Source organism: Streptomyces sp. NPDC020747 (genome assembly GCF_044334695.1).
Taxonomy (GTDB): Bacteria; Actinomycetota; Actinomycetes; order Streptomycetales; family Streptomycetaceae; genus Streptomyces.
This window is the reverse complement of record NZ_JBIRTJ010000013.1, coordinates 281544-305267: the sequence shown is the minus strand read 5'-3', so window position 1 is coordinate 305267 and position 23724 is coordinate 281544. Positions and strand designations below refer to the sequence as shown.

20 protein-coding genes are annotated in these 23724 nt (G+C 67.6%); 18 read left to right on the top strand and 2 right to left on the bottom strand.

Translation table 11 applies throughout. The features are described 5' to 3' along the window. Positions 1-4: 4 nt before the first annotated feature. Positions 5-2731, bottom strand: coding sequence for a DNA polymerase I (gene polA, locus ACH4YP_RS32300; RefSeq protein ID WP_398494280.1), 2727 nt, complete (start codon positions 2729-2731; stop codon positions 5-7). A 189-nt stretch (positions 2732-2920) separates the two neighbouring features. On the opposite strand from polA, the gene ACH4YP_RS32295 reads away from it, so the two are divergent. From ACH4YP_RS32295 to ACH4YP_RS32210, 18 genes are all read left to right on the top strand, one after another. Next, entirely contained in the window at positions 2921-5200 is a 2280-nt protein-coding gene (locus tag ACH4YP_RS32295; protein WP_398494278.1) for an FdhF/YdeP family oxidoreductase, read from the top strand. A gap of 61 nt (positions 5201-5261) precedes the next feature. Further along, positions 5262-5750: a hotdog fold thioesterase gene (locus tag ACH4YP_RS32290; RefSeq protein WP_361058468.1), complete on the top strand. Its 489-nt coding sequence runs from the start codon at positions 5262-5264 to the stop codon at positions 5748-5750. 93 nt (positions 5751-5843) lie between these two features. Continuing rightward, positions 5844-6530, top strand: coding sequence for a hypothetical protein (locus ACH4YP_RS32285; protein ID WP_398494276.1), 687 nt, complete (start codon positions 5844-5846; stop codon positions 6528-6530). Between the two features lie 281 nt (positions 6531-6811). Beyond that, complete coding sequence (locus tag ACH4YP_RS32280; RefSeq protein ID WP_398494308.1) at positions 6812-8032, top strand: branched-chain amino acid ABC transporter substrate-binding protein; 1221 nt, start codon at positions 6812-6814, stop codon at positions 8030-8032. A gap of 155 nt (positions 8033-8187) precedes the next feature. Next, positions 8188-9114 carry a branched-chain amino acid ABC transporter permease gene (locus tag ACH4YP_RS32275; RefSeq protein ID WP_361058472.1) on the top strand — a complete coding sequence of 309 codons (927 nt, stop codon included), beginning with the start codon at positions 8188-8190 and terminating at the stop codon, positions 9112-9114. Positions 9115-9119: 5 nt separating this feature from the next. Then, positions 9120-10910 (top strand): branched-chain amino acid ABC transporter permease, encoded by a 1791-nt coding sequence (locus ACH4YP_RS32270; RefSeq protein ID WP_361058474.1) that lies wholly within the window; start codon positions 9120-9122, stop codon positions 10908-10910. A gap of 5 nt (positions 10911-10915) precedes the next feature. After that, positions 10916-11794: an ABC transporter ATP-binding protein gene (locus ACH4YP_RS32265; protein ID WP_361058476.1), complete on the top strand. Its 879-nt coding sequence runs from the start codon at positions 10916-10918 to the stop codon at positions 11792-11794. Continuing rightward, positions 11791-12507: an ABC transporter ATP-binding protein gene (locus tag ACH4YP_RS32260; RefSeq protein ID WP_361058480.1), complete on the top strand. Its 717-nt coding sequence runs from the start codon at positions 11791-11793 to the stop codon at positions 12505-12507. Before ACH4YP_RS32265 ends, ACH4YP_RS32260 begins: the two co-directional genes overlap by 4 nt. A 376-nt stretch (positions 12508-12883) precedes the next feature. Beyond that, positions 12884-15667: a BTAD domain-containing putative transcriptional regulator gene (locus tag ACH4YP_RS32255; protein ID WP_398494274.1), complete on the top strand. Its 2784-nt coding sequence runs from the start codon at positions 12884-12886 to the stop codon at positions 15665-15667. A gap of 51 nt (positions 15668-15718) precedes the next feature. After that, positions 15719-16162, top strand: coding sequence for a S26 family signal peptidase (locus ACH4YP_RS32250; RefSeq protein WP_398494272.1), 444 nt, complete (start codon positions 15719-15721; stop codon positions 16160-16162). A 327-nt stretch (positions 16163-16489) separates the two neighbouring features. Next, complete coding sequence (locus tag ACH4YP_RS32245; protein WP_361058486.1) at positions 16490-16681, top strand: hypothetical protein; 192 nt, start codon at positions 16490-16492, stop codon at positions 16679-16681. 19 nt (positions 16682-16700) lie between these two features. Next, entirely contained in the window at positions 16701-17270 is a 570-nt protein-coding gene (locus tag ACH4YP_RS32240) for a MauE/DoxX family redox-associated membrane protein (protein WP_361058488.1), read from the top strand. A gap of 35 nt (positions 17271-17305) precedes the next feature. Next, positions 17306-17785 (top strand): hypothetical protein, encoded by a 480-nt coding sequence (locus tag ACH4YP_RS32235; protein WP_361058490.1) that lies wholly within the window; start codon positions 17306-17308, stop codon positions 17783-17785. Positions 17786-17955: 170 nt separating this feature from the next. Beyond that, positions 17956-18396: a S26 family signal peptidase gene (locus tag ACH4YP_RS32230; RefSeq protein WP_361058492.1), complete on the top strand. Its 441-nt coding sequence runs from the start codon at positions 17956-17958 to the stop codon at positions 18394-18396. Beyond that, the gene (locus tag ACH4YP_RS32225; protein ID WP_398494270.1) at positions 18393-19898 is read left to right on the top strand and encodes a BTAD domain-containing putative transcriptional regulator; all 1506 of its coding nucleotides are present in this window, start codon (positions 18393-18395) and stop codon (positions 19896-19898) included. The genes ACH4YP_RS32230 and ACH4YP_RS32225 overlap by 4 nt, the downstream gene beginning before the upstream one ends. Before the next feature lie 74 nt (positions 19899-19972). Then, positions 19973-20164 carry a hypothetical protein gene (locus ACH4YP_RS32220; RefSeq protein WP_398494268.1) on the top strand — a complete coding sequence of 64 codons (192 nt, stop codon included), beginning with the start codon at positions 19973-19975 and terminating at the stop codon, positions 20162-20164. 483 nt (positions 20165-20647) lie between these two features. Then, a complete protein-coding gene (locus ACH4YP_RS32215) occupies positions 20648-20998 on the top strand; it encodes a hypothetical protein (protein ID WP_398494266.1) in 351 nt (116 codons plus the stop codon). After that, positions 20995-22956, top strand: coding sequence for an ABC transporter ATP-binding protein (locus ACH4YP_RS32210; RefSeq protein ID WP_398494264.1), 1962 nt, complete (start codon positions 20995-20997; stop codon positions 22954-22956). The genes ACH4YP_RS32215 and ACH4YP_RS32210 overlap by 4 nt, the downstream gene beginning before the upstream one ends. Positions 22957-23052: 96 nt before the next feature. Here the strand turns inward: ACH4YP_RS32210 and ACH4YP_RS32205 are convergent, their stop codons facing one another. Further along, a complete protein-coding gene (locus tag ACH4YP_RS32205) occupies positions 23053-23709 on the bottom strand; it encodes a response regulator (RefSeq protein ID WP_361058501.1) in 657 nt (218 codons plus the stop codon). Positions 23710-23724: the final 15 nt, after the last annotated feature.

The following is a 23724-nucleotide window of genomic DNA, read 5'->3' as shown; positions in this document are numbered from 1 at the left end:
GGCTCTAGTGGGCCGCCGATTCCCAGTCCGCCCCCGAGCCGACCGAGACGTCCAGGGGGGCGCGGAGATGGACCGCGTTGGCCATCTCGTGGCGGACCAGTTCCTCGGTCTTGGCGCGCTCGCCCGGGGCGATCTCCAGGACGATTTCGTCGTGGACCTGGAGGAGCATGCGGGACTTGAGGTCGGCCTCGCGGAGAGCCCGGTCCACGTTCAGCATGGCGATCTTGACGATGTCCGCCGCCGTGCCCTGGATCGGCGCGTTCAGCGCCATGCGCTCGGCCGCCTCGCGGCGCTGGCGGTTGTCGCTGTTGAGGTCGGGGAGGTAGCGGCGGCGCCCGAAGAGCGTCGCCGTGTAGCCCGTGGCCCGTGCCTCGTCGACCGCGCGGCGCAGATAGTCCCGTACACCGCCGAAGCGCTCGAAGTAGGTGTCCATCAGCGCGCGGGCTTCGCCGGCGTCGATGTTCAGCTGCTGGGAGAGGCCGAAGGCGGACAGGCCGTACGCAAGGCCGTACGACATGGCCTTGATCTTGCGGCGCATCTCCGCGTCGACGGCCGTGCCCTCGACGGAGAACACCTGGGAGGCGACGGTGGTGTGCAGGTCCTCGCCGGAGGTGAACGCCTCCAGGAGGCCCTCGTCCTCGGAGAGGTGGGTCATCACGCGCAGTTCGATCTGGCTGTAGTCGGCCGTCATGAGGGACTCGAAGCCCTCGCCGACGACGAAGCCGCGGCGGATCGCGCGGCCCTCCTCGGTGCGGACCGGGATGTTCTGCAGGTTCGGGTCCTGCGACGAGAGGCGGCCCGTCGCGGCCACCGTCTGGTGGAAGGTGGTGTGGATGCGGCCGTCCGCGGCGATCGTCTTGATCAGGCCCTCGACGGTGACGCGGAGCTTCGCCTGCTCGCGGTGGCGGAGCATGATGACCGGCAGTTCGTTCTCGGTCTGTCCCGCGAGCCAGGCGAGCGCGTCGGCGTCCGTCGTGTAGCCGGTCTTCGTCTTCTTCGTCTTGGGCAGGCCCAGTTCGCCGAAGAGGACTTCCTGGAGCTGCTTGGGCGAGCCGAGGTTGAACTCGTGCCCGGCCGCCGCGTGCGCCTCCTTCACCGCCTGCTGGACGGCGCCCGCGAACATCTGCTCCATGGCCTCCAGATGGGCCTTGTCGGCCGCGATGCCGTGCCGCTCCAGGCGAGCCAGGAGCACGGAGGTGGGCAGCTCCACATCGCGCAGCAGGTCGGCCGCGCCGACCTCCTCCAGGCGCTCGGTGAACGCCTCGCCCAGGTCGAGAATCGCGCGGGCCTGCACCATCAGCGCGTCGGCCTCGGCTCCTTCGTCGGCGCCGAAGGCGAGCTGCCCGTCGGCCGTCGCGGCGGGCGCCAGCTCACGGCCGAGGTACTCCAGGGACAGCGCGTCCAGGTCGAAGGAGCGGCGGCCCGGCTTGACGAGGTAGGCGGCGAGCGCGGTGTCCATGGAGACGCCCTCGACGCTCCAGCCGTGCTCGGCGAAGACCCGCATGGCGGCCTTGGCGTAGTGCAGCACCTTGGGCCTGTCGGGGTCGGCGAGCCACGCCGCGAAGGCGTTCTCGTCGGACTCGTCAAGCTGGGAGGGGTCGAACCACGCGGCGGCACCGCCGGCCGCGGCGAGGGCTACCTCGGCGACCGAGCCCGTGCCGAGCGCCCAGGTGTCGACCGTGGCGACGCCCAGGACCTCGGTGCCGTGCTCGGCGAGCCATGGCTTCAGCTCGCCCGCGCCGAGCACCGTGCCGTCCACCGCCACACCCGCTGCGGCCGGCGGACCGGCGTCCGCCTCCTCCGCCCCGGGGTCGACGGCCAGCAGCCGCTCGCGCAGCGAGGGGTTACGGATCTCCAGGGTGTCCAGGACCATCGCGACAGCGGTGCGGTCGTAGGGAGCGCGCTCCAGGTCGGCGGCCGTCTTCGGCAGCTCGACGTCTCGCACCATCTCCGTGAGGCGGCGGTTGAGCTTGACCGCGTCCAGGTGGTCGCGGAAGTTCTGCCCGGCCTTGCCCTTGACCTCTTCGGCGCGCTCGACCAGCTCCGCGAACGACCCGAACTGGTTGATCCACTTCGCGGCGGTCTTCTCGCCGACCCCGGGGATGCCCGGCAGGTTGTCGGACGGGTCGCCGCGCAGGGCCGCGAAGTCGGGGTACTGCGCGGGCGTCAGGCCGTACTTCTCGAAGACCTTCTCCGGAGTGAACCGCGTCAGCTCGGAGACGCCCTTCGTCGGGTAGAGCACGGTGGTGTGCTCCGAGACCAGCTGGAAGGAGTCGCGGTCGCCGGTGACGATCAGCACCTCGAAGCCCGCGGCCTCGGCCTGGGTGGCGAGCGTGGCGATGATGTCGTCCGCCTCGAAGCCGTCCACCGCGAACCGCTCGGCGTGCATCGCGTCCAGGAGCTCGCCGATCAGCTCGACCTGGCCCTTGAACTCGTCCGGGGTCTTCGACCTGTTCGCCTTGTACTCGGTGAACTCCTCCGAGCGCCATGTCTTGCGCGAGACGTCGAACGCCACCGCGAAGTGCGTGGGCTCCTCGTCGCGCAGCGTGTTGGCGAGCATCGACGCGAAGCCGTAGATCGCGTTCGTCGGCTGCCCCGTCGCCGTCGTGAAGTTCTCCGCGGGCAGCGCGAAGAACGCTCGGTACGCCAGCGAATGCCCGTCCATGAGCATCAGCCGCGGGCGTCCGCCGCCGGAGGTCTTCTCGGTCTTCTTCGATGCTGAATCTGCCACGCCCCCGATCCTGCCACGCCCCACTGACACTCGGACCCGCCCCGCCCTCCACGACCGCCCTCGCGCCCTGGCCGTCACACTTTTCACACCGCGCGCGATCTTCGCCCTCGGACGGGCCGCGATCGTTGTCAGCACCACGTGGGAGTATCGAACACGTACCTCATACGTGTGCTCGAAGAGGAGGCCGAGATGGCCGGCAAGCCGCCCCAGAGTGATCCGGTTCAGGACGCGCCCCAGGTCGCCGGCCCGAAGCACGCCGCCGCCGGACTGCCCGCGGTCGGACACAGCCTGCGCATGGCCCAGCAGCAGATGGGTGTGAAGCGCACGGCGCTGACGCTGCTGCGGGTCAATCAGAAGGACGGCTTCGACTGCCCCGGCTGCGCCTGGCCCGAGCCGGAGCACCGGCACACGGCGGAGTTCTGCGAGAACGGCGCGAAGGCGGTCGCCGAGGAGGCCACCCTGCGCCGGGTGACCCCGGACTTCTTCGCCGCGCACACGGTCGCCGACCTCGCGACCCGCAGCGGTTACTGGCTGGGCCAGCAGGGCCGTCTCACCCGGCCCATGTATCTCGCGGAGGGCGCCGAGCGCTACGAGGCGGTGTCCTGGGAGCGCGCCTTCGACATCATCGCCGAGGAGCTCACCGGCCTCGCCTCCCCCGACGAGGCGCTGTTCTACACCTCGGGGCGCACCAGCAACGAGGCGGCGTTCCTGTACCAGCTGTTCGCCCGCGAGTTCGGCACGAACAACCTGCCGGACTGCTCGAACATGTGCCACGAGTCGTCGGGTTCCGCGCTGAACGAGACGATCGGCATCGGCAAGGGCAGCGTCCTCCTGGAGGATCTCTACAAGGCCGACCTGATCATCGTCGCCGGGCAGAACCCGGGCACGAACCACCCGCGCATGCTCTCCGCCCTGGAGAAGGCGAAGGCGGGCGGCGCCAAGATCATCACGGTGAACCCGCTGCCCGAGGCGGGCATGGAGCGCTTCAAGAACCCGCAGACCCCGCAGGGCATGTTCAAGGGCGCCGCGCTCACCGACCTGTTCCTGCAGATCCGCATCGGCGGCGACCAGGCCCTCTTCCGCCTCCTGAACAAGCTGATCCTCGACACAGGGGGCGCCGTCGACGAGACCTTCGTCGGCGAACACACCCACGGTTACGAGGAGTTCGCGGAGGCCGCCCGCGCCGCCGACTGGGACGAGACGCTCACCGCGACGGGCCTCACGCGCGCGGAGATCGACGAGGCCCTGCGCATGGTCCTCGCCTCCGAGCGCACCATCGTCTGCTGGGCGATGGGTCTCACCCAGCACAAGCACTCCGTGCCGACCATCCGCGAGGTCGTCAACTTCCTTCTGCTGCGCGGCAACATCGGCCGTCCGGGCGCGGGCGTGTGCCCGGTGCGCGGCCATTCGAACGTGCAGGGCGACCGCACGATGGGCATCTTCGAGCGCCCCGCGCCCGCCTTCCTGGACGCCCTGGAGAAGGAGTTCGGCTTCGCCCCGCCGCGCGGCCACGGCTACGACGTCGTACGGGCCATCCGCGCGATGCGCGACGACAAGGCCAAGGTCTTCTTCGCGATGGGCGGCAACTTCGTGTCGGCCTCCCCCGACACCGAGGTCACCGAGGCGGCCATGCGCCGCGCCCGCCTCACCGTGCACGTGTCGACGAAGCTCAACCGCTCGCACGCCGTCACGGGCGCGCGTGCCCTGATCCTGCCGACCCTCGGCCGCACCGAGCGCGATCTCCAGGGCGGCGGCGAGCAGTTCGTGACCGTCGAGGACTCCATGGGCATGGTGCACGCCTCACGCGGCCGCCTGGAGCCCGCGAGCGAGCACCTGCTGTCCGAGCCCGCCATCGTGTCCCGCCTCGCCCGCCGCGTCCTCGGCGACGAATCCCGTACGCCCTGGGAGGAGTTCGAGAAGGACTACGCCACGGTCCGCGACCGCATCGCGAGGGTGATACCGGGCTTCGAGGACTTCAACGCGCGCGTGGCCGACCCGAACGGCTTCGCCCTGCCGCACGCGCCGCGCGACGAACGCCGTTTCCCCACCGCCACCGGCAAGGCCAACTTCACGGCTGCGCCCGTCGAGTACCCGAAGCTGCCGAAGGGCCGACTCCTCCTGCAGACCCTGCGCTCGCACGACCAGTACAACACCACGATCTACGGCCTGGACGACCGCTACCGGGGCATCAAGAACGGCCGCAGGGTCGTCCTCGTCAACCCCGAGGACGCCCGCGAGCTCGGCCTCGCCGACGGCTCGTACACCGATCTGGTCGGCGAGTGGAAGGACGGCGTGGAACGGCGTGCCCCCGGCTTCCGGGTCGTGCACTACCCGACGGCCCGCGGCTGCGCGGCCGCGTACTACCCGGAGACGAACGTCCTGGTGCCGCTGGACGCCACCGCCGACACCAGCAACACGCCAGCCAGCAAGTCCGTCGTCGTGCGTCTGGAACAATCGACAGCCAACTGAGCGTTCGCTTAGCCAACGCGGCCGCTCGGGCAGCGCGATCGACGACGAAGGAGCAGAACCCATGGGCGAGCAGCACCACGCGAAGTTCCCGCAAGAGGTCATCGACGAGTACACGGCGCTCGGCGTGGACCTGGTCGCCATGTTCTCCGCCGGGCACCTCGGCACCCGCATGGGCGTCCAGATCGTCGAGGCCTCCGCGGACCGCGTGGTGGGCACCATGCCGGTCGAGGGCAACACCCAGCCGTACGGGCTCCTGCACGGCGGCGCCTCCGCCGTGCTCGCCGAGACACTCGGCTCGGTCGGCGCCATGCTGCACGGCGGCAGCTCCAAGATCGCCGTCGGCGTCGACCTGAACTGCACCCACCACCGGGGCGCCAGCTCCGGCCTGGTGACCGGAGTGGCCACACCTCTGCACCGGGGCCGCTCGACGGCCACGTACGAGATCGTGATCAGCGGCGAGGACGGCAAGCGGGTGTGCAGCGCGCGGCTGACGTGCATGCTGCGGGACGTGAACGCCGCAGACGGACAGCGAGCGAGCGCGGGGAACTGACCACAGCCCGCCGCCCGGCCGGACAGACCCCACCCGCGTACGCCTTCCCGGCCGGGCTCCGCACGCCTACCGTTTCTCCATGAGGCTCCGGCCATGAGCGGCATCGGACCCGTCGAACCCACCGACACCGCCGACTTCACCGGTCCGACCGGTCCGACCGGTCCGATCGGCACAGCGCGGGTCCACCAGGCCGACGACGTCATCGGCGACAACTCCCCACACCTGTACGGCCGTTTGAGCGCGCTGCCGCCACGCATCCGCAGAACCGTGCTCGCCGCCGCCACCGCCGGCGCCCTCGCGGCCGCGATCCTGCTCACGCCCTCCCCGCTCGGCACCTCGCCGCCACCGCCGCCCGACGAGCCGTCACTCGCCCCGTTCCTCCCACCCCCCACCCCGTTCCCCGCCAACGTCACCACGTTCGCGTACACGGGCACCGCGAACACCGACGACCCCGACGCGACCAGCGACTCCTTCCACTTCACCGTCTCCGTGCGGGACGGACCGCCCGTCACCCTCCATATAACGAGCGCCGCCTACCCCGGACTCCACGCCCACACCGCACCCGACGCCCCCTTCACCGTGCGCGCCGGAACAACACACCGGATTACCGTCCGAATAGCCGTGACCGAGTGTTCCGGGCTCCCGCTCAACGCGAGCTTGCCGTTCCTTGACGTAACGCTCCGTAACACGCGCGCAATACAACATCACAGTTTCATCTTCGGCGGCGCCTACCCCCGAGACCTTTCCCGACTGCTCCACACCGCCTGTGACCCCGTATGACGTCCATCCCCGCCCACGTACAACCGGAAGTGCGGGTTCTCAAAATGTGGACGTCGGGGAATTTCCGCCAAACCGGCCGAGACCCTCCTTCCCGTAAGGGCACCATCCGGCACGTCATAACAAGAAAGTCACAAGCCAGCGTCGAACGATGCTCCTGCCCACAGACCAGGCTTAGAGTCACGCCCAGTCACCGCTCCACCGGGAGTTCGGTACCTCGGCATCCGTCGGTCCCTCAGGGGCGGCCATGCCTGCGGAAAGGACTTATTGTGCGACAGCGTTCTATGGTGGTTCTCACCTCCATTCTCACCACCGGAGCTCTGACCCTCACCGCATGTGGCTCCCGTGACGACAGCGGTGACGGCGACAGCGGCGACTCCGGCAGCACCACCCTCACCATCGGCGTGGACGCCCCGCTCACCGGCGAGAACTCCACCACCGGCCTCGGCATCCAGTACGGCGCCCAGATAGCCGTCGACGACGCCAACAAGAAGAACACCGTCCCGGGCGTCAAGTTCAAGATCAAGGCCCTGGACGACAAGGCCCTGCCCGCCACCGGCCAGCAGAACGCCACGGCCTTCGTCGGCGACAAGTCCGTCGTCGGCGCCGTCGGCCCGCTGAACTCCGGTGTCGCCCAGACGATGACCCAGGTCTTCTCCTCCGCCGACATGGTCCAGATCTCGCCGGCGAACACCAACCCCGAGCTCACCATGGGCAAGAACTGGCAGACCAAGCCGGAGCGGCCGTACAAGACGTACTTCCGCACCGCCACCACCGACGCCCTCCAGGGCGGCTTCGCGGCCGACTACGCCTACACCGGCCTCAAGAAGAAGAACGTCTTCGTCGTCGACGACAAGCAGACCTACGGCGCCGGCCTCGCCAAGCTCTTCAACGAGGCCTTCACCAAGCTCGGCGGCAAGGTCGCCGAGACGGACCACATCAACACCGGCGACAAGGACTTCGGCGCCCTCGTCTCCAAGATCAAGGCCTCCAAGGCCGACCTGGTCTACTACGGCGGCCAGTACGACGAGTCCGCGCTGATCACCAAGCAGCTCAAGGACGCCGGCGTCAAGATCCCGCTCTTCGGCGGCGACGGCATGTTCGCCTCCACCTACATCGAGACCGCCGGCACCGCCTCCGAGGGCGACCTCGCGACCGCCATCGGCGTCCCGGTCGACACCCTCCCCGGCGCCAAGGCCTTCGTCCAGACCTACAAGGACAAGGGCTACAAGGGTGACTACGGCGCCTACGGTGCCTACGCCTACGACGCCACCACCGCGATCATCAACGCCGTGAAGGCCGCCAAGGAAGCCAAGAAGGACATCACCGGCAACGAGCTGCGCTCCAAGGTCGTCGAAGAGGTACAGAAGACCGACTTCGAAGGCATCAGCGGCAAGCTCGCCTTCGACGAGTTCGGCGACACGACCAACAAGCAGCTCACCGTCTACCAGGTCGAAAAGGGCAAGTGGAAGGCCGTCAAGACCGGCACCTACGACCCCAGCTGACGCTCCGCAGCTGATACTCCGGGCTGACGCTCAACCCCAGAGCACCACACCACGGGCCGTGCGGAAGGAGGACCCCGACCGCGCGGCCCGTTTCCACACCCACCCCTGCGTGCACGCCACAGTGCACAACGACCAGCGACTATGGAGGCCATGCGGTGAACACCCTGCCGCAGCAGCTGGCCAACGGGCTGCTCCTAGGCTCGATGTACGGGCTCATCGCCATCGGCTACACGATGGTGTACGGCATCGTCCAGCTCATCAACTTCGCGCACGGCGAGATCTTCATGACCGGAGGCTTCGGCGCGCTCACCGTCTACTTGGCCCTCCCCTCGGGCACATCGATGTGGGCACTCGTGCCCCTGATGCTGATAGGTGGCGGCATAGTCGCCGTCCTCATCGCCGTCGGAGCGGAACGGTTCGCCTACAGACCACTGCGCGGAGCACCACGGCTAGCACCGCTCATCACCGCCATCGGTCTCTCCCTGGCCCTCCAGGAAGTCGTCCGCAACTTCTACCCCGACGCCGACCGCGCCCGCGCCTTCCCCGGCCTCGACAACACCCACGACATCGGCTCCGTCACCATCAAGGACGCCGACATCTTCCTGATCCTCGCCGCCGTCGTCTGTATGGCGTCCCTCGCGCTCTTCGTCCGCCGCAGCCGCACCGGCCGCGCCATGCAGGCCACCGCGCAGGACCCGGACACCGCGCAGCTCATGGGCATCGACACCAACCGCATCATCGTCATCGCCTTCGCCATCGGCGGCTTCTTCGCCGCCGTCGCAGCCGTCGCCTACGGACTCAAGTACGGCAACATCGACTACCGCATGGGCTTCCTCATGGGCCTCAAGGCCTTCACCGCGGCAGTCCTCGGCGGCATCGGCAACATCTACGGCGCCATGCTCGGCGGACTCGTCCTCGGCGTCGCCGAGACCCTCGCCTCCGCCTACATCGACGGCATCCCCGGTATGCAGCAGCTCGGCGGCGCCAGCTGGGCCAACGTCTGGGCCTTCTGCCTCCTCATCCTCGTCCTGCTCTTCAGGCCACAAGGCCTGCTCGGCGAGCGCGTCGCGGACAGGGCGTGATCACCATGACCGACACCCTCACGAAGACCCGCCCCGCCACCCGCGGCCTCATACCGCTGCCCGATGCCGCCGCCCGCGCGCTCGTCCTCGTCGGCGGCGTCGCCACCGCCGCGTCCGCGTTCCTCGCCTGGACCTGGACCAGCGCGTTCCCCGGCGACCTCACCATCAACGGATACCCCGGCGGCCTCCAGTGGCTGACCTTCACCGCCGGAATCCTCACGGTGCTGTTCGCCCTCGCCCGCCACGGCGCCCCCGGCCTGAAATGGCTCAGCCCCGCGAGCAACAACGCGCCTGTCGTCCTCAGCGCACTGGGCGCCTTCGGGACCACCTGGTTCACCGTCATCTCCATCGCGGCCGACCTCGGCGGACTCGCCAACCTCGAACCCGGCGCGTACATCGCCGCCGTCGCCTCCCTGCTGCCCCTCATCGGAGCCCTCGCGCTCCCCCAGGAAGGCGCGGGCGAGCGACCGGTCAAGGAAACCCTCGGCCACTACATCGCCAAGGCCGACCGCATCCCCGCGGCCCAGGCCACCGCACCCTGGATCCAGCGGCTCATCGTCACCGCCGTCACGATCATCGGTCTCGCGACCTTCACCTACGGCATCGACACCGAGTACGGCGAACTCTTCATCGGCTACCTCTTCGTCGTCGTCTTCGCCATCTGGGCCCTGCACACCGCCGGCCTCATCGACCGCTTCTCCGCGCTCGTCGCCGGCAACCGCAGCTTCACCCTCGCGATGGGCTTCGCCGCAGCCATCGCCTTCCCCTTCACCCAGACCGACGACCACTACGCCAACATCGGCGTCAACATCCTCATCTTCGGAACCGTCGCCCTCGGCCTCAACATCGTCGTCGGCCTCGCCGGACTCCTCGACCTCGGATACGTCGCGTTCCTCGGCGTCGGCGCCTACACCGCGGCCCTCGTCTCCGGCTCCGAGTTCTCCACCTTCTCCGGCGTGCAGTTCCCCTTCTGGGCCTCCGCCCTCACCGGCGCCGCCGCATCGCTCCTCTTCGGCGTCCTCATCGGCGCCCCCACCCTGCGACTGCGCGGCGACTACCTCGCCATCGTCACCCTCGGCTTCGGAGAGATCTTCCGCATCGCCGTGAACAACCTCGACGGCGACTCCGGCCCGGACATCACCAACGGCCCCAACGGCATCCCCTCCATCCCCGACCTGTCCTTCTTCGGGTTCAACTTCGGGGAATCCCACGACATCGCCGGCTTCACCCTCGGCCGCTTCGCCAACTACTACCTGCTCATGGTCCTGATCATGGCGATCGTCGTACTCGTCTACACACGCGCCGCCGACTCCCGTATCGGCCGCTCGTGGATCGCCATCCGCGAGGACGAGACCGCCGCCACCGCCATGGGCATCAACGGCTTCCGCGTCAAGCTCGTCGCGTTCGCCCTCGGCGCCGCACTCGCCGGCCTCGCCGGCACCGTCAGCGCCCACGTCACCTACAGCGTCGTCCCGAACCCCTACCAGTTCGCCGGCTCGACCCCGCCCAACTCGGCCTTCCTCCTGGCCGCCGTCGTCCTCGGCGGCATGGGCACCGTCGCAGGCCCCCTCCTCGGCGCGGCACTCCTCTACCTGCTGCCCGAGAAGCTCGTCTTCCTCCAGGACAAGTCGCTCCTCGCCTTCGGTATCGCCCTCGTGCTCCTCATGCGCTTCCGGCCGGAAGGCATCATCGCCAACCGCCGCCGCCAGCTCGAATTCCACGAGACCGGCCAACTCGACGTACCGGACACCACGACGTTGACCGACCAACCGGCCGTCACCAAGACGGGGGCCTAGCCACGATGACGACACAGACGACACCAGTACTCGAAGCCCGCGACGTCACGATGCGCTTCGGCGGCCTCACCGCCGTCCGCTCCGTCGACTTCACCGTCAACAGCGGCGAAATCGTCGGCCTCATCGGACCCAACGGTGCCGGAAAAACCACCTTCTTCAACTGCCTCACCGGCCTGTACGTGCCGACGGAGGGAAAGGTCTCCTACAAGGGCACCGTTCTCCCGCCGAAGCCCCACCTCGTCACCCAGGCCGGCATCGCGCGCACCTTCCAGAACATCCGGCTCTTCGCCAACATGACCGTCCTGGAGAACGTGCTCGTCGGTCGCCACACGCGTACCAAGGAAGGCATCTGGTCCGCACTTCTGCGCGGCCCCGGCTTCAAGAAAGCCGAAAAGGCCTCCGAGGAACGCTCCATGGAACTCCTCGAATTCATCGGCCTCGCCCACAAGCGGGATCACCTGGCGAGGAACCTGCCGTACGGCGAGCAGCGCAAGCTGGAGATCGCACGGGCCCTCGCGAGCGAGCCCGGACTGCTCCTGCTCGACGAGCCCACCGCAGGCATGAACCCCCAGGAAACACGCGCCACCGAGGAACTCGTCCTCGCCATCCGCGACAAGGGCATCGCCGTCCTCCTCATCGAGCACGACATGCGGTTCGTCTTCAACCTCTCCGACCGCGTCGCCGTCCTCGTCCAGGGCGAAAAACTCGTCGAAGGCACCCCCGAGGTCGTCCAGGCCGACGAACGCGTCGTCGCCGCCTACCTCGGCACCCCCTTCGAGGGCGCACCCGGAGACGAGGAAGTCGCCGAAGTCGAAGCCGCGGAGGCCGTCGCCGAAGCGGCCCCGGCGGACAGCACCACCAGCACGCGAGGAGAAGCCCAGTGACCGCACTGCTAGAGGTCGAGGACCTCAGGGTCTCCTACGGCAAGATCGAAGCCGTCAAGGGCATCTCCTTCAGCGTCGAAGCAGGCCAGGTCGTCACCCTCATCGGCACGAACGGCGCCGGCAAGACCACCACCCTGCGCACCCTCTCCGGCCTGCTCAAGCCCACCTCGGGCAAGATCCTCTTCAACGGCCAGCCCCTCAACGGCGTACCCGCGCACAAGATCGTCGCCCTCGGCCTGGCCCACTCCCCCGAAGGCCGGCACATCTTCCCGCGCCTCACCATCGCCGAGAACCTCCACCTCGGCGCCTTCCTCCGCAATGACAAGGAAGGCATCGAGAAGGACATCAAGCGCGCCTACGACCTCTTCCCCATCCTCGGAGAACGGCGGAAGCAGGCAGCGGGCACCCTCTCGGGCGGCGAACAGCAGATGCTGGCCATGGGCCGGGCGCTGATGTCCCAGCCCAAGCTCCTCATGCTCGACGAACCCTCCATGGGCCTCTCGCCGATCATGATGCAGAAGATCATGTCCACCATCGTCGAACTCAAGTCCCAGGGCACGACGATCCTCCTCGTCGAGCAGAACGCCCAGGCCGCGCTCTCCCTGGCCGACCAGGGACACGTCATGGAGATCGGCAACGTCGTGCTCTCCGGCACCGGACAGGACCTCCTGCACGACGAGTCGGTACGCAAGGCGTACCTCGGCGAGGACTGACCACTCGCTCGTACACGGCCGAGGTCCACACTCCCTGTCCGGGATGCGGGCCTCGGCCGTACGCGTGACAGGCCCTTGGCCGCCGCCCTGACCTGCCGAAGGAAATCACCAAACCCTCACTTCGAACATCATCTCGACATAGCGTGGGGCACAGTTGTGACGAGGAAGGCGGTCCCCGGGTTTGAGATTTCGGCTTCTAGGACCACTGGAGGTCCGGGATGGTGACAGGCTGGTCCGCATCACCGCCGACAAGCATCGGACCGTGCTCGCCATGCTGCTGGTACGTGCTGGGCATGGAGCGCCGATCCGTTCACTGGTGACGGAGGTGTGGGGGGAAGACCCCCCGCGCTCAGCGGTACCGAACCTGCGTACCTACATGATGCAGTTGCGTCGGCTGCTCTCGCCGGCCGGTGAACCGGAGGCGGACCGGCTCATCACTTCGAACTCGGGCTATCTCCTGAGGGTGGAGCCCGACGACTTCGATCTCCACCGGTTCGACACGGCGTGCGAAGAGGGACTCAAGGCCGCGGCCAAGGGGGACTTCAGCACCGCGGATGCCGCTCTGGACCGTGCGCTGGCGTTGTGGCGAGGTACCCCTGCCGAGGACGTGGTACTGGGACCGACGCTACGAACCCTGGTCACTCAGCTCTCGGAGCGGTACGTGGAGACGGTCGAGAACCATATGGATGTCCAGCTCGCGCTGGGCGGCCATATCGCCGTGGCACGACGACTGCGAACTCTGATCGATCAGTATCCGCTACGGGAGCGGATCCACGAGCAGTTGATGCTGGCGATGTACCGGTGCGGCGATGTGGCCGACGCGCTGAAGATCTTCGCCAGGGCACGCCAGAATCTGGCCGACGAACTGGGAGTCGATCCGGGCACCGGACTCTCCCGGCTGCATCAGGCGATCCTGCGGCGTGATGTGGATGTGCTGCGCCCGGGTCCCTCCTCCCACTCCGGCCTGCCGATCTCCTCCGGGACGTCGGTCGAAGTGGTGCGGGCCACCGCCCCCTCCGTCATCGGTGAGCCACCGCGTGAACTGCCGTGCGGACCCTCGATCTTCGTCGGGCGGAAGGCCCAGATGGACAGCGTGTACGAGGCGCTGGAAGGTGACGACGGGCCACGAGTGGTGGCGATCCACGGGCCGGGCGGTACCGGTAAATCCGCGTTGGCCCTGCGCACCGCGCACACCGTCGCCGACGGCTACCCCGGCGGTCAGCTCTATCTCGACCTTCAGGGGTCGACTCCCGGCCTGCCGCCGCTGCGGCCGTCCGAGGTGATCAGCCGAACGCTGCGGTCTTTGGGCGTGCCCCACGCCGAGATCCCCGTGGCGTGGGCCGAGGCGGCCAGCCGCTATCAGACGCTGCTGGCCGAACGACGGGTTCTGATCGTTCTCGACAACGCGGCGGACATCACTCAGATCACTCCCCTGGTGCCGGCCCGGGGCAGCTCGGCCCTGATCGTCACCAGCCGCACCGTTCAGACCACGCTGGACGCGGTACAGATCGCCGTGGGCGTACTCGACGACGCCGACGCGCTCCACCTGCTTGAGCTGTCGATCGGCCGGCCACGGGTCGACACCGAACGCCAAGCAGCCCTGGACATCGCCCGATTATGCTGCCACCAGCCGCTGGCCCTGCGCATCGTGGGCGCACGGCTCGCCGCCCGCCCCGACTGGTCACTGAGCCGGTTCCGCGGGAGGCTCAGCGACCAACGGCGGCGCCTGGACGAGCTGCGGGTGGCCGACCAGGACATCCGCAGCTGCTTCGCGGTCAGCTACGGATCGCTGCCATCGGCGGCCCGCCCGGGCGAAGGCGATGCCGCACGACTCTTCCAGTTGCTCGGAGCGTTCGGAGTACCGGAGTTCGGAACGGAACTGGCCGCCGCGCTGCTCAGCGCTGATGCGGTTCCCGCTGAGACCGCGCTCGATGAGTTGGTGGAGAGCCGGCTGATCGAACCAGTGACCGAAGACCGGTTCCGGATGCACGACCTGCTGCGGGCCTACGCGACCGAACGCGCCGCCGAACTCCCGGCAGAGAGCCGCAGCGCAGCCGTCCAACGTGCCCTGAGCTGGTACCTCGACGTCTGCCGGGACATCGTCGCCCTGCTCCAGCGCGGCGCGTCCAACAACGTCGCACCCGAGTCGGCGACCGGCAGCGGGCGGCCGTGGACGGCCCAAGACGGCCTGCGGTGGCTCGACAAGGAGTTTCCGTGCCTGGTCGCGGCAGCGATCCAGGCCGCGGACGCGCCGCCGGAGACCGCGCGGCATGTCACCGAACTCCTGACGGTCATCAGCTCACCGGCCATGAAACGCGGCTACTGGCGAGAGCTGGAGACACTGACCCAGCTGGCGCTCCAGGTCACCAGACGGCTTGGGGACCGGGCCGAAGAGGCAACGACCCTGATGGTGTCCTCGGTCATCGACTGGCGGGCGGACCGGCCCGAAGCGGCACGCGACTCCCTGGTGCGCAGCCGATCGCTCGCCCAGGAACTCGGGGACCCCGAGACCGAGGCCCGGGCACTGCACAGTCTCGGCTGGCTGAGCCTGCGCCGCGGAGATCCCACAGACGCACTCGACCACATCACCACCGCCCGGCGGCTCCTCGACGAACACGGGCGAGGACACACCGCCGTGGCCGAACGGCTCCGCCACAACCAAGGGGAAGCACTGCTGCAGTTGGGCCGGTATGCCGAAGCCGCGCACTGTTTCCAGCAACGCCTCAGCGCCGAACGCGACCGGAACGGCCGGCTCAGCGAGAGCATCACCATGGCGGCCCTCGGCCGTGCGTACTGCCTCCTCGGCCAGTACGACCAAGCGCTGACCATGTTCGAGGAAACCCTGCGCCGCTGCCAGGAGGTCGGCAACCGGGAAGACGCCTGGGAAGCGCTGCTGTGCCGCTCCGAGATCCGGTTGCACCAGGGACGACCGGCCGTGGCCCTCACAGATCTCACCCGGGCACGCGAACTCGTCGCCGAAACCGGCGACGACTACGGCCGAGCCGCCGTCATGAGGCAACTGGCCCGCGCCCATGAGGACGCCGGCGATCTCACTGCCTCTGCGGACGCCGCCAGGACGGCCGAAAAACTGTTCGCGTCGCCCACGCTCCGCCTCGACCCCATTCTGGAGGCCTTCCTCACCGCGGACAGCAGGCGATGAGGTCCGGCCGGGACAACATCCGCGACTCACAAGCAACGTAGAGGAGTTCGCATGGTGCTGATTCTCATCGGGACAGGCCTCTCCGTTGCCCTCGGTGCCGGAGCAGTCCTGCTGGGAATCCGGCGGCACTGGGTCGTGGTCACGGTGGACGGGACCAGCATGCTGCCGGCCTACGCCCACGGTGATCGGGTGCTCGTACGCAGACGGCGACTCATCCACGTGCGAACGGGCGACGTCGTCGTACTTGAGCCACCGCTGAACTCCGACTACCGGCCGACGGGCCCCGGAGCGGACGGCAGACACTGGAACATCAAACGCGCTGCGGCGCTGCCCGGAGATCCCGTACCACCCCACGTCGCGGGACATCAGGACACAGCCGTCGTGCCGCTCGGCGCCCTGGTCGTCTTCGGAGACAACCCCGACAGCATCGACTCGCGGCACCGCGGATTCTACGCCGCGAATCAACTGCTGGGCGTAGTGGTTCGTCTGCTGTAGGTCCCGTACATCGGCCGCTATATGTCCACTGTATCTATGGCTGTATGCCCATCCGCTAGCGTACGAATCGCTGCGGGAAATCGTGGCGCCACGATGAGGGGGAAATCTGGTGAAAAGCATCGTCGGCAGTATCGGCGACCGGTTGCTGGAAAAATTCGCACCCAAGGCGGTCGCCAAGGCAGATACCAGCTTCGAGACCATCTGCTACTGCGGGAGCAACGACTTCTACTACCGGAAGTACTGCCACGTGGTCGGTGGCCGAACTTCTTGTTCCGCGTGCTACCTCAGCTCACCGTGTCTTCCTTGAGTCAGACAGGAGAGAATTCCATGAACTCCACGATTGCCCGTATCGGGGACCGAGTACTGGAACGCCTGATCCCGAAGGCCACCGCGCAGGCCGACACGTCGTTCTACCAGCGGTGTTATTGCCGTGGGCTCGAAGAGTACAAGAAGCTCTGCCACGTGGTGGGCGGAACCAGCTCGTGCAGCGGCTGCATCTACTACGCCATCTGCGTCTGACCGAGAAGTGAACCCGCTCATGCCCTACTTGATATTTGGGTGTCGGGCGCTGCTGTTCGGTGTCTTCCTCGTCGCAGCGGCGGGGAAGCTCCGCGGTCGGGCCGCGTTCGACGAGTTCGCGGCCTCGATCGTGGATCTGCGGCTGCTTCCACGGAAACTGTCCGGAGCCGCGGCTAGCGCGGTAGCAGCCGTCGAACTCGCGGTCGTCGCCCTCCTGGTGATACCTGCGACAATCCAGGCAGGACTCCTCCTGGGCACCGGACTGCTGCTCGTCCTCACCACAGGAATTCTGGCCTCGCTGCGAATGGGCCGTCGGACACCTTGCAGGTGCTTCGGCACCTCCGCGACTCCTCTCGGCCCGGTCCATGTGACTCGAAATTTGATTCTCGCCGCCATCGGTGGCGTCGGGATCATCGCCGCATTCGGCAATGAGCCGGATTCCTGGCCGCCGCATCCAGGCGGCAGCACCATCGCACTGATCACAGCACTCGTGGGCGTTCTGCTCGTGGTCCGCCTCGACGATCTGGTCTCGTTGTTCAGCAATCCATCTATTTCATCAGCTATTGACGTGCACGCCGAGAAGAAGTGAGGCTTCCACTCGTGCCCTTTCTGATAGTCGCGACCGTGCTGGTCGGTGCACTGTGCCTGTTCGACCTCCTGCTCACCCTCGCGGTGCTGCGCCGGCTTCGCGAGCACACCGCCGAATTGGAACGCCTCGGGACACGCTCTCAGTTCGCCGCCTACGACCCGGCCGAGCTGCTGGGGCGGAGGATTCCCGAAATCGCAGACGAGAACGAAGCGCGATGGGTTGCGTTCTTCGAGGCGAACTGCAGCAGCTGTCACGAACACGCACCCCAGTTCGCCGCAGAGGTACGAGAGCACAGCGCACTGGCCGTCATATCCGGCAACGGCGAGAAGGCCGACAGACTGGCCGACCACATGGTCGGCGCAGCAACAGTGGTGCGCGACGCGCAAGCGGATGAACTGGTGAACACGGCGGGAATCCAAGCCTTCCCGACATTCCTGGTGCTCGACCGAGACGGCTCGGTCATCCGGTCCACGACGGAGCTGTCCGAGCTGTCCGACCTCGTCCCGACCGCATGACGACGACGCGCCCGGAACCCGTCGGCACGCGTCAACTCCCCCGCCGGTCCAACACCACGGGAACCGCCACCACGGCCTCTTCGGCACGGCGCGCAACCACGTCACGGAACGCGGGAATCTGGAGCCGGTGGAGCGGTCGGCTTCCTGACCACCGGAGATAAGGACATGGCATGGCCCTGACATATGGAGTTCTGGGGGTGTTGGCCATTTGTACGGTGCTGTTCTGGTCCCGCAGGAATCTGGTCGTGGTCACTGTCGAGGGCACGAGCATGACGCCCACCATGACGCACGGCGACCGCGTCCTCGTCAGGCGAAGACGACTTCGGCGAGTGAGAATCGGCGACGTCGTCGTCCTGGAACCTCCACTGGAGGGCCCCTTCCGCACTGCCGCCAAGGCAGGCGCCGACGGCCGGGTCTGGAACGTGAAACGAGTCGCCGCCCTGCCGGGCGATCCCGTACCGCCCGAGATACCCGGCGGCGGGCAGATGAGCCAAGGAACCCTCGCGGTGCTCGGCGACAACCGCGACGACAGCATCGATTCCCGGCATCGGGGCCCGTTCCCCGCAGAGCGGCTGATGGGAGTCGTAGTGTGCAAGCTCTCCCCCCGATGAGGTTCCGGCTCCTGGGCCCGCTCGAAATCCAGGCCGGAGATCGCCAAATCCATATCGCGGCGGACAAGCAGCGAGCAGTCACCGCAGCGCTGCTGGCCGCTGCCGGCCAGGTAGTCGCCGCCCCCTCGCTGACAAATGAGATCTGGGGCGACCGGATTCCGGCCTCAGCCCTACCCAACCTCCGCACCTACGTCATGCGACTACGACGGAGCGATCAGGCGCTCGGCGAGCGCCTGATGACCTCGCCGTCCGGCTACCGGCCGCGGGTACGGCCGGACGAACTGGACGTGCGAACCTTCGAGAAGGCCACGGAGTCGGGATGCAAGGCACTGGCGGAAGGAGACGCGAGCACCGCCGCCTCAGCCTTCGACCACGCCCTGGCGCAGCGGCGGGGGCGCCCACCGGAGAACGTCCCCCTGGGCCCTGCGTTGAACGACCTCGCGCATGCCCTCGGCGAGCAGTACGCGCGGACGGTTGAAGATCACGCCGAAGCAGGTCTCGCACTCGGAGACCACAGAGGAGTGACCGACAGACTCCGTCCGTTCGTCGAACACCATCCGCTGCGCGAGCGCGCCTACGGCCAACCGATGCTCGCCCCCTACCGAGGCGGAGACGTGCAGGGCGCGGTACGCGTCTTCCGCCAGGCACGCGGCGCGCTGCGCCAAGAACTCGGCGTCGATCCAGGCCACGAGCTCTTCCAGCTCTTCCAGGCCGTGCTTGCTCGCGATCCGGAGCTTGACTCCCCGACGTCGAGCCCTGGCCCTTGCATTCCTATGGGCCGACCCATACCGCGGCAATTGCCGCCAAGGCCGACCATCTTTGTCGGTCGCACGGCGGAACTTGACCGTATGGTGTCGACGTTGCGCGCAGACGCGGGTCCGGTCGTGGTCGCGACCCACGGGCCCGGCGGCATCGGGAAGTCCGCACTCGGGCTCCGAGCCGCGTACGGCGTCGCCGACCACCACCGCGACGGACAGCTGTACGTGGACCCGCAAGGGGCAACCTCCGCCCTGCCGCCGCTCTCTCCCGGCGACGTGCTCGGCCGGTTCCTGCGCGCGGCCCAGCAGATCACCCTCGGCGAGCTCGGTCACACCGAAGCCGTAGAGGCACTGACCCTGCAAGCGGGCAAGGCCGGGCCGCGGAAGACCCAGGGGCAGCCGACGCGGCCGTGCGGGCGTGCGAACGACACACACTGGCCGTGCGGATCGCGGGCGCACGGATCTCAGCCCGGCCCGAACTCTCATTCGCCTGGCTACGGAAGCGGTTGGAGCGGCGACAGCCGGAGGAATGATCCTCGGGCGACTTCGACCTTCGCCCATGCTTCGCGGCCAGCTACGCGACACTGCCCGAAGCAGCGGCCAGAACACTCCGACTCCCCGGCGACGCGAACCCCACCGAGACGGACGTCAGACTCATCGCGGCACTGCTGGACAGTGACGCCCTCCACGCGCGGAAACCACAGCTGCGATCGCGGAATGTTTCCACGGCGTCTGACCCGGTAGATAGGCCGTCCATATTCTCAGAGAGATCCTCAGAGAGGATTTCACCAAAAGAAAGGAACACCATACTTACCCTGATGGACAAGATGCTCGATCGCCTGGTGCCGAAAGCCACGGCGAGCGCCGACACCTCGTTCTGGAAGAAATGCAGCAGCTGTGGATACATCGACGTGATCGGTTCCGTCGGACATATGGTGAAGCTGTGTCACGTCGTGGGCGGGGTTTCCAGCTGCGGGCCCTGCAACTCGTTCCAGGTCGGCTGCTCGTAGGTGACCCACCCGTTCATCCGGTGCCGCGTACTGCTCCTCGTGGACTTCATCGTCACCGTGACGGGGAAGACCCAAAGCCACAGGGCATTCGCTGAATTCTCGTCCTCGATCGTTGCCTCGCGGCGGCCGTCCCGGAGAACATCCGCAACAGCCGCGGCGGCGATCGTGGACGCCGAACGCCGCACCGGTATTACTCGAAGACACCGACACCCCGTTGGCCGGTCCCGCCGTGGGAAGTCACCTCACCCATGCCATTCACCACAGGCATCGTCGTGACGCCACGTGACGGCCAGACAGCCCCATGCCAGGTGCTTCGGTGCCTCGGCCGCCCCTCCAGGTCCGGTTCAGGTCGTACGCAATCCAACCCTTGCCCTCATCAGCGACGCCGACTTGGCCACAGCTGCCACTGGCCGGCTCGCTCCTCGTAATCCGTTTCGACGACCTGGCCCCACTGTCCACCGACACAAAGCGAGACTCGCCTTCATGACGTTCCCAGTCGCCGCAGTGGTGCTGGTCGGCTTGCTCTGCCTGCTCGACCTGCTGCTCACCTTCGCCGCGCCGCGCAGGCTCCGCGAACACTCCGCCGAACCCGGCAGGCCCCGCGCGCAACCGGCGTTCAAGATGTACGACCCACAGACCCTCGCGGGCACGACGACTCCCGAGCTCGCCGGTGAATCCGAAGCGCGGCTCGTGACGTTCCTCGACGCCAACCGCGACAGCTGCCACGACCATGCCCCGGTGTTCCCGCCCTTCCTCCTCGTCCAAGCCGACGGAACGATCACCCAGGCCATGACCGAACCCGGCACTCTGGCCCAGCCGGTGCCCACCACATGACCCGCCGACGTGAGACCTTCCGGCTGCATGACGCCATGCAACTGGTCGGCGCGGCCGTCGGCCTCTGCTGGCGAGCGGGGCGTGGCCGCTGCCTGACCTATCTCGCAGCCACCGTGATCGGCGGGCTGCTACCCACCGCCACGACATGGATCACCAAGTTCGTTGTCGACGACCTCACCTCCAGACAGGTCGCGGGCGCCCTACGATGGTCGATTGCGCTCGCCGCGGTGGGACTGGCCACTGGGCTCCTGCCCTACCTGATCCGCTTCCTCAGAAGCGAACTGGACCGGCGGCTCGACCAGATCATGAAGGACCAGCTCTACACCACGATCAACGAGTTCGAAGGCCTGGCACGGTTCGAGGATCCCAGCTTCCGCAACGATCTCTCGATGGCATCGCAGGCATCCGGTACCGCCGCAGGAAGCGCCACCGCAGGCCTGTTCGACATCGGACGCAACGTGATCACCATGGTCAGCCTGCTGGCAACCTTGTTCGCCATGAGCCCGATCATGGCAGCTCTGGTCGCCGCCGCCGCACTACCCGCCCTCCTGGCCCACCTGGCCCTGTCGCGCGGACGCGTCTCCATGCTCGACGCCATCTCCCCGGCCACACGGCGGCAGATCTTCTACTCGTCACTGATCTCCGACCTGACAGCAGTGAAGGAAACCCGCCTCTTCGGCCTCGGCCCCTTCCTCAAGAACCGCATGCTGAACGAGCTCACCGTCATGCACGATGGCGAGCGACGAGTCGACCGGCGCGAGTTCCGTACACACAGCCTGCTCTCCCTGCTCTCCTCCACAGTCGCCGGGGGAGGACTGGTGTGGGCCGTCTTCGCAACCACCACCGGCACCCTGAGCGTCGGCTCCGTCATGGCCTTCGTCACCGCCGTGGCCGGAGCCCAGGGAGCACTCATCGGCCTGGCGGCCGGCCTCGCGAGCACCTACCAGTCGATGCTCATGCTCCGCTACCACCAGAAGATCATCTCCACACCCAACGACTTCCCCCCAGCCACGGCGACGGCCCTCTCCCCCCTCCACAAGGGGATCGAACTGCGTGACGTGTGGTTCCGCTACGACGAAAGCCACCCCTGGGTACTGCGCGGCCTCGACTTCACCCTCCCGCACGGATCATCAGTCGCACTCGTCGGCCTCAACGGGGCGGGCAAAAGCACCCTCATCAAGCTCCTCTGCCGCTTCTACGACCCAACCCGCGGCGCCATACTCTGGGACGGCGTCGACATCAGGACGATTCCGCCGACTGAACTGCGCCGCAGGATCGGCGTCCTGTTCCAGGACTTCATGTGCTACGACCTCACCGCGGCCGAGAACATCGGAGTCGGCGACCTCTCCCTGCTGACCGATCTCACCCGCATCAAGGCCGCCGCACAACTGGCCGACATCGACACCAAGCTCGGGCAACTCCCACAGGGCTACGACACACTCCTCAGCCGGATCTTCTTCGAGAACCTCGACCAGGACGACCCACAGACCGGAGTCGTACTCTCCGGCGGTCAATGGCAGCGCGTCGCGCTGGCTCGCACACTCCTGCGCGAGAACAGCGACCTACTCATCCTCGACGAGCCCAGCGCCGGGCTCGACGCCAACGCGGAACACGAGATCCACCGCCGCCTCCGCCGGCACCGATCGGGCCGCACGAGCCTGCTGGTCTCCCACCGCCTCGGAGTCGTCAGGGAGTCGGACACCATCATCGTCCTGGAAGACGGCCGCATAGCCGAACACGGGACCCACGAGGAACTCATGGCCGCCGAAGGACAGTACGCCCACCTGTTCGCCATCCAGGCCGAGGGCTACCGCGCGATCGAACAGACCGCCCACACCGCGCTGCCACTGGCAGACGACGACCAGGACATGGAAATCGGCAAGGTCACAGTGCCCGGCACCGGCCAGGACCTACTCAACGCCGAGCCCCTCCACAAGGCATACGTCCGCGAAGACTGAGCCGTCACACCCACAGCACGTACATGTGCACAGCCGAGAGGCCCGCCCCTCTTACCAGGTACTCAAGGGGCGGGCCTCTCGACTTCACGCAGCGCGCTACTCCTTCGCGGCCTTCTTTTCGTCGGCGTCCTGAATGACCGCCTCCGCGACCTGCTGCATCGACATACGACGATCCATGGACGTCTTCTGAATCCAACGGAACGCGGCCGGCTCCGACAAGCCGTACTCCGTCTGCAGCACCGACTTCGCACGGTCGACGAGCTTCCGCGTCTCCAGACGCGTCGTGAGATCCTCGATCTCCTTCTCCAGCGCCTTCAACTCCGTGAAACGCGAGACCGCCATCTCGATCGCCGGAACGACATCACTCTTGCTGAACGGCTTCACCAGATACGCCATCGCGCCCGCGTCACGCGCCCGCTCGACGAGGTCGCGCTGCGAGAACGCGGTGAGCATCAGCACAGGGGCGATGGACTCCTCGGCGATCTTCTCGGCGGCGGAGATCCCATCCAGCTTCGGCATCTTGACGTCAAGGATGACCAGGTCGGGGCGGTGCTCCCGGGCGAGCTCGACGGCCTGCTCACCGTCACCGGCCTCGCCTACGACCGTGTATCCCTCTTCTTCGAGCATCTCCTTGAGGTCGAGACGGATCAACGCCTCGTCCTCGGCGATGACGACACGGGTCGTCAGCGGAGGCACGTGCGACTTGTCGTCGTCGGGCGCGTCTACGGGCTGGGGCGACTCGGGGGCGGTCACGGGGGCTCCTTGTTC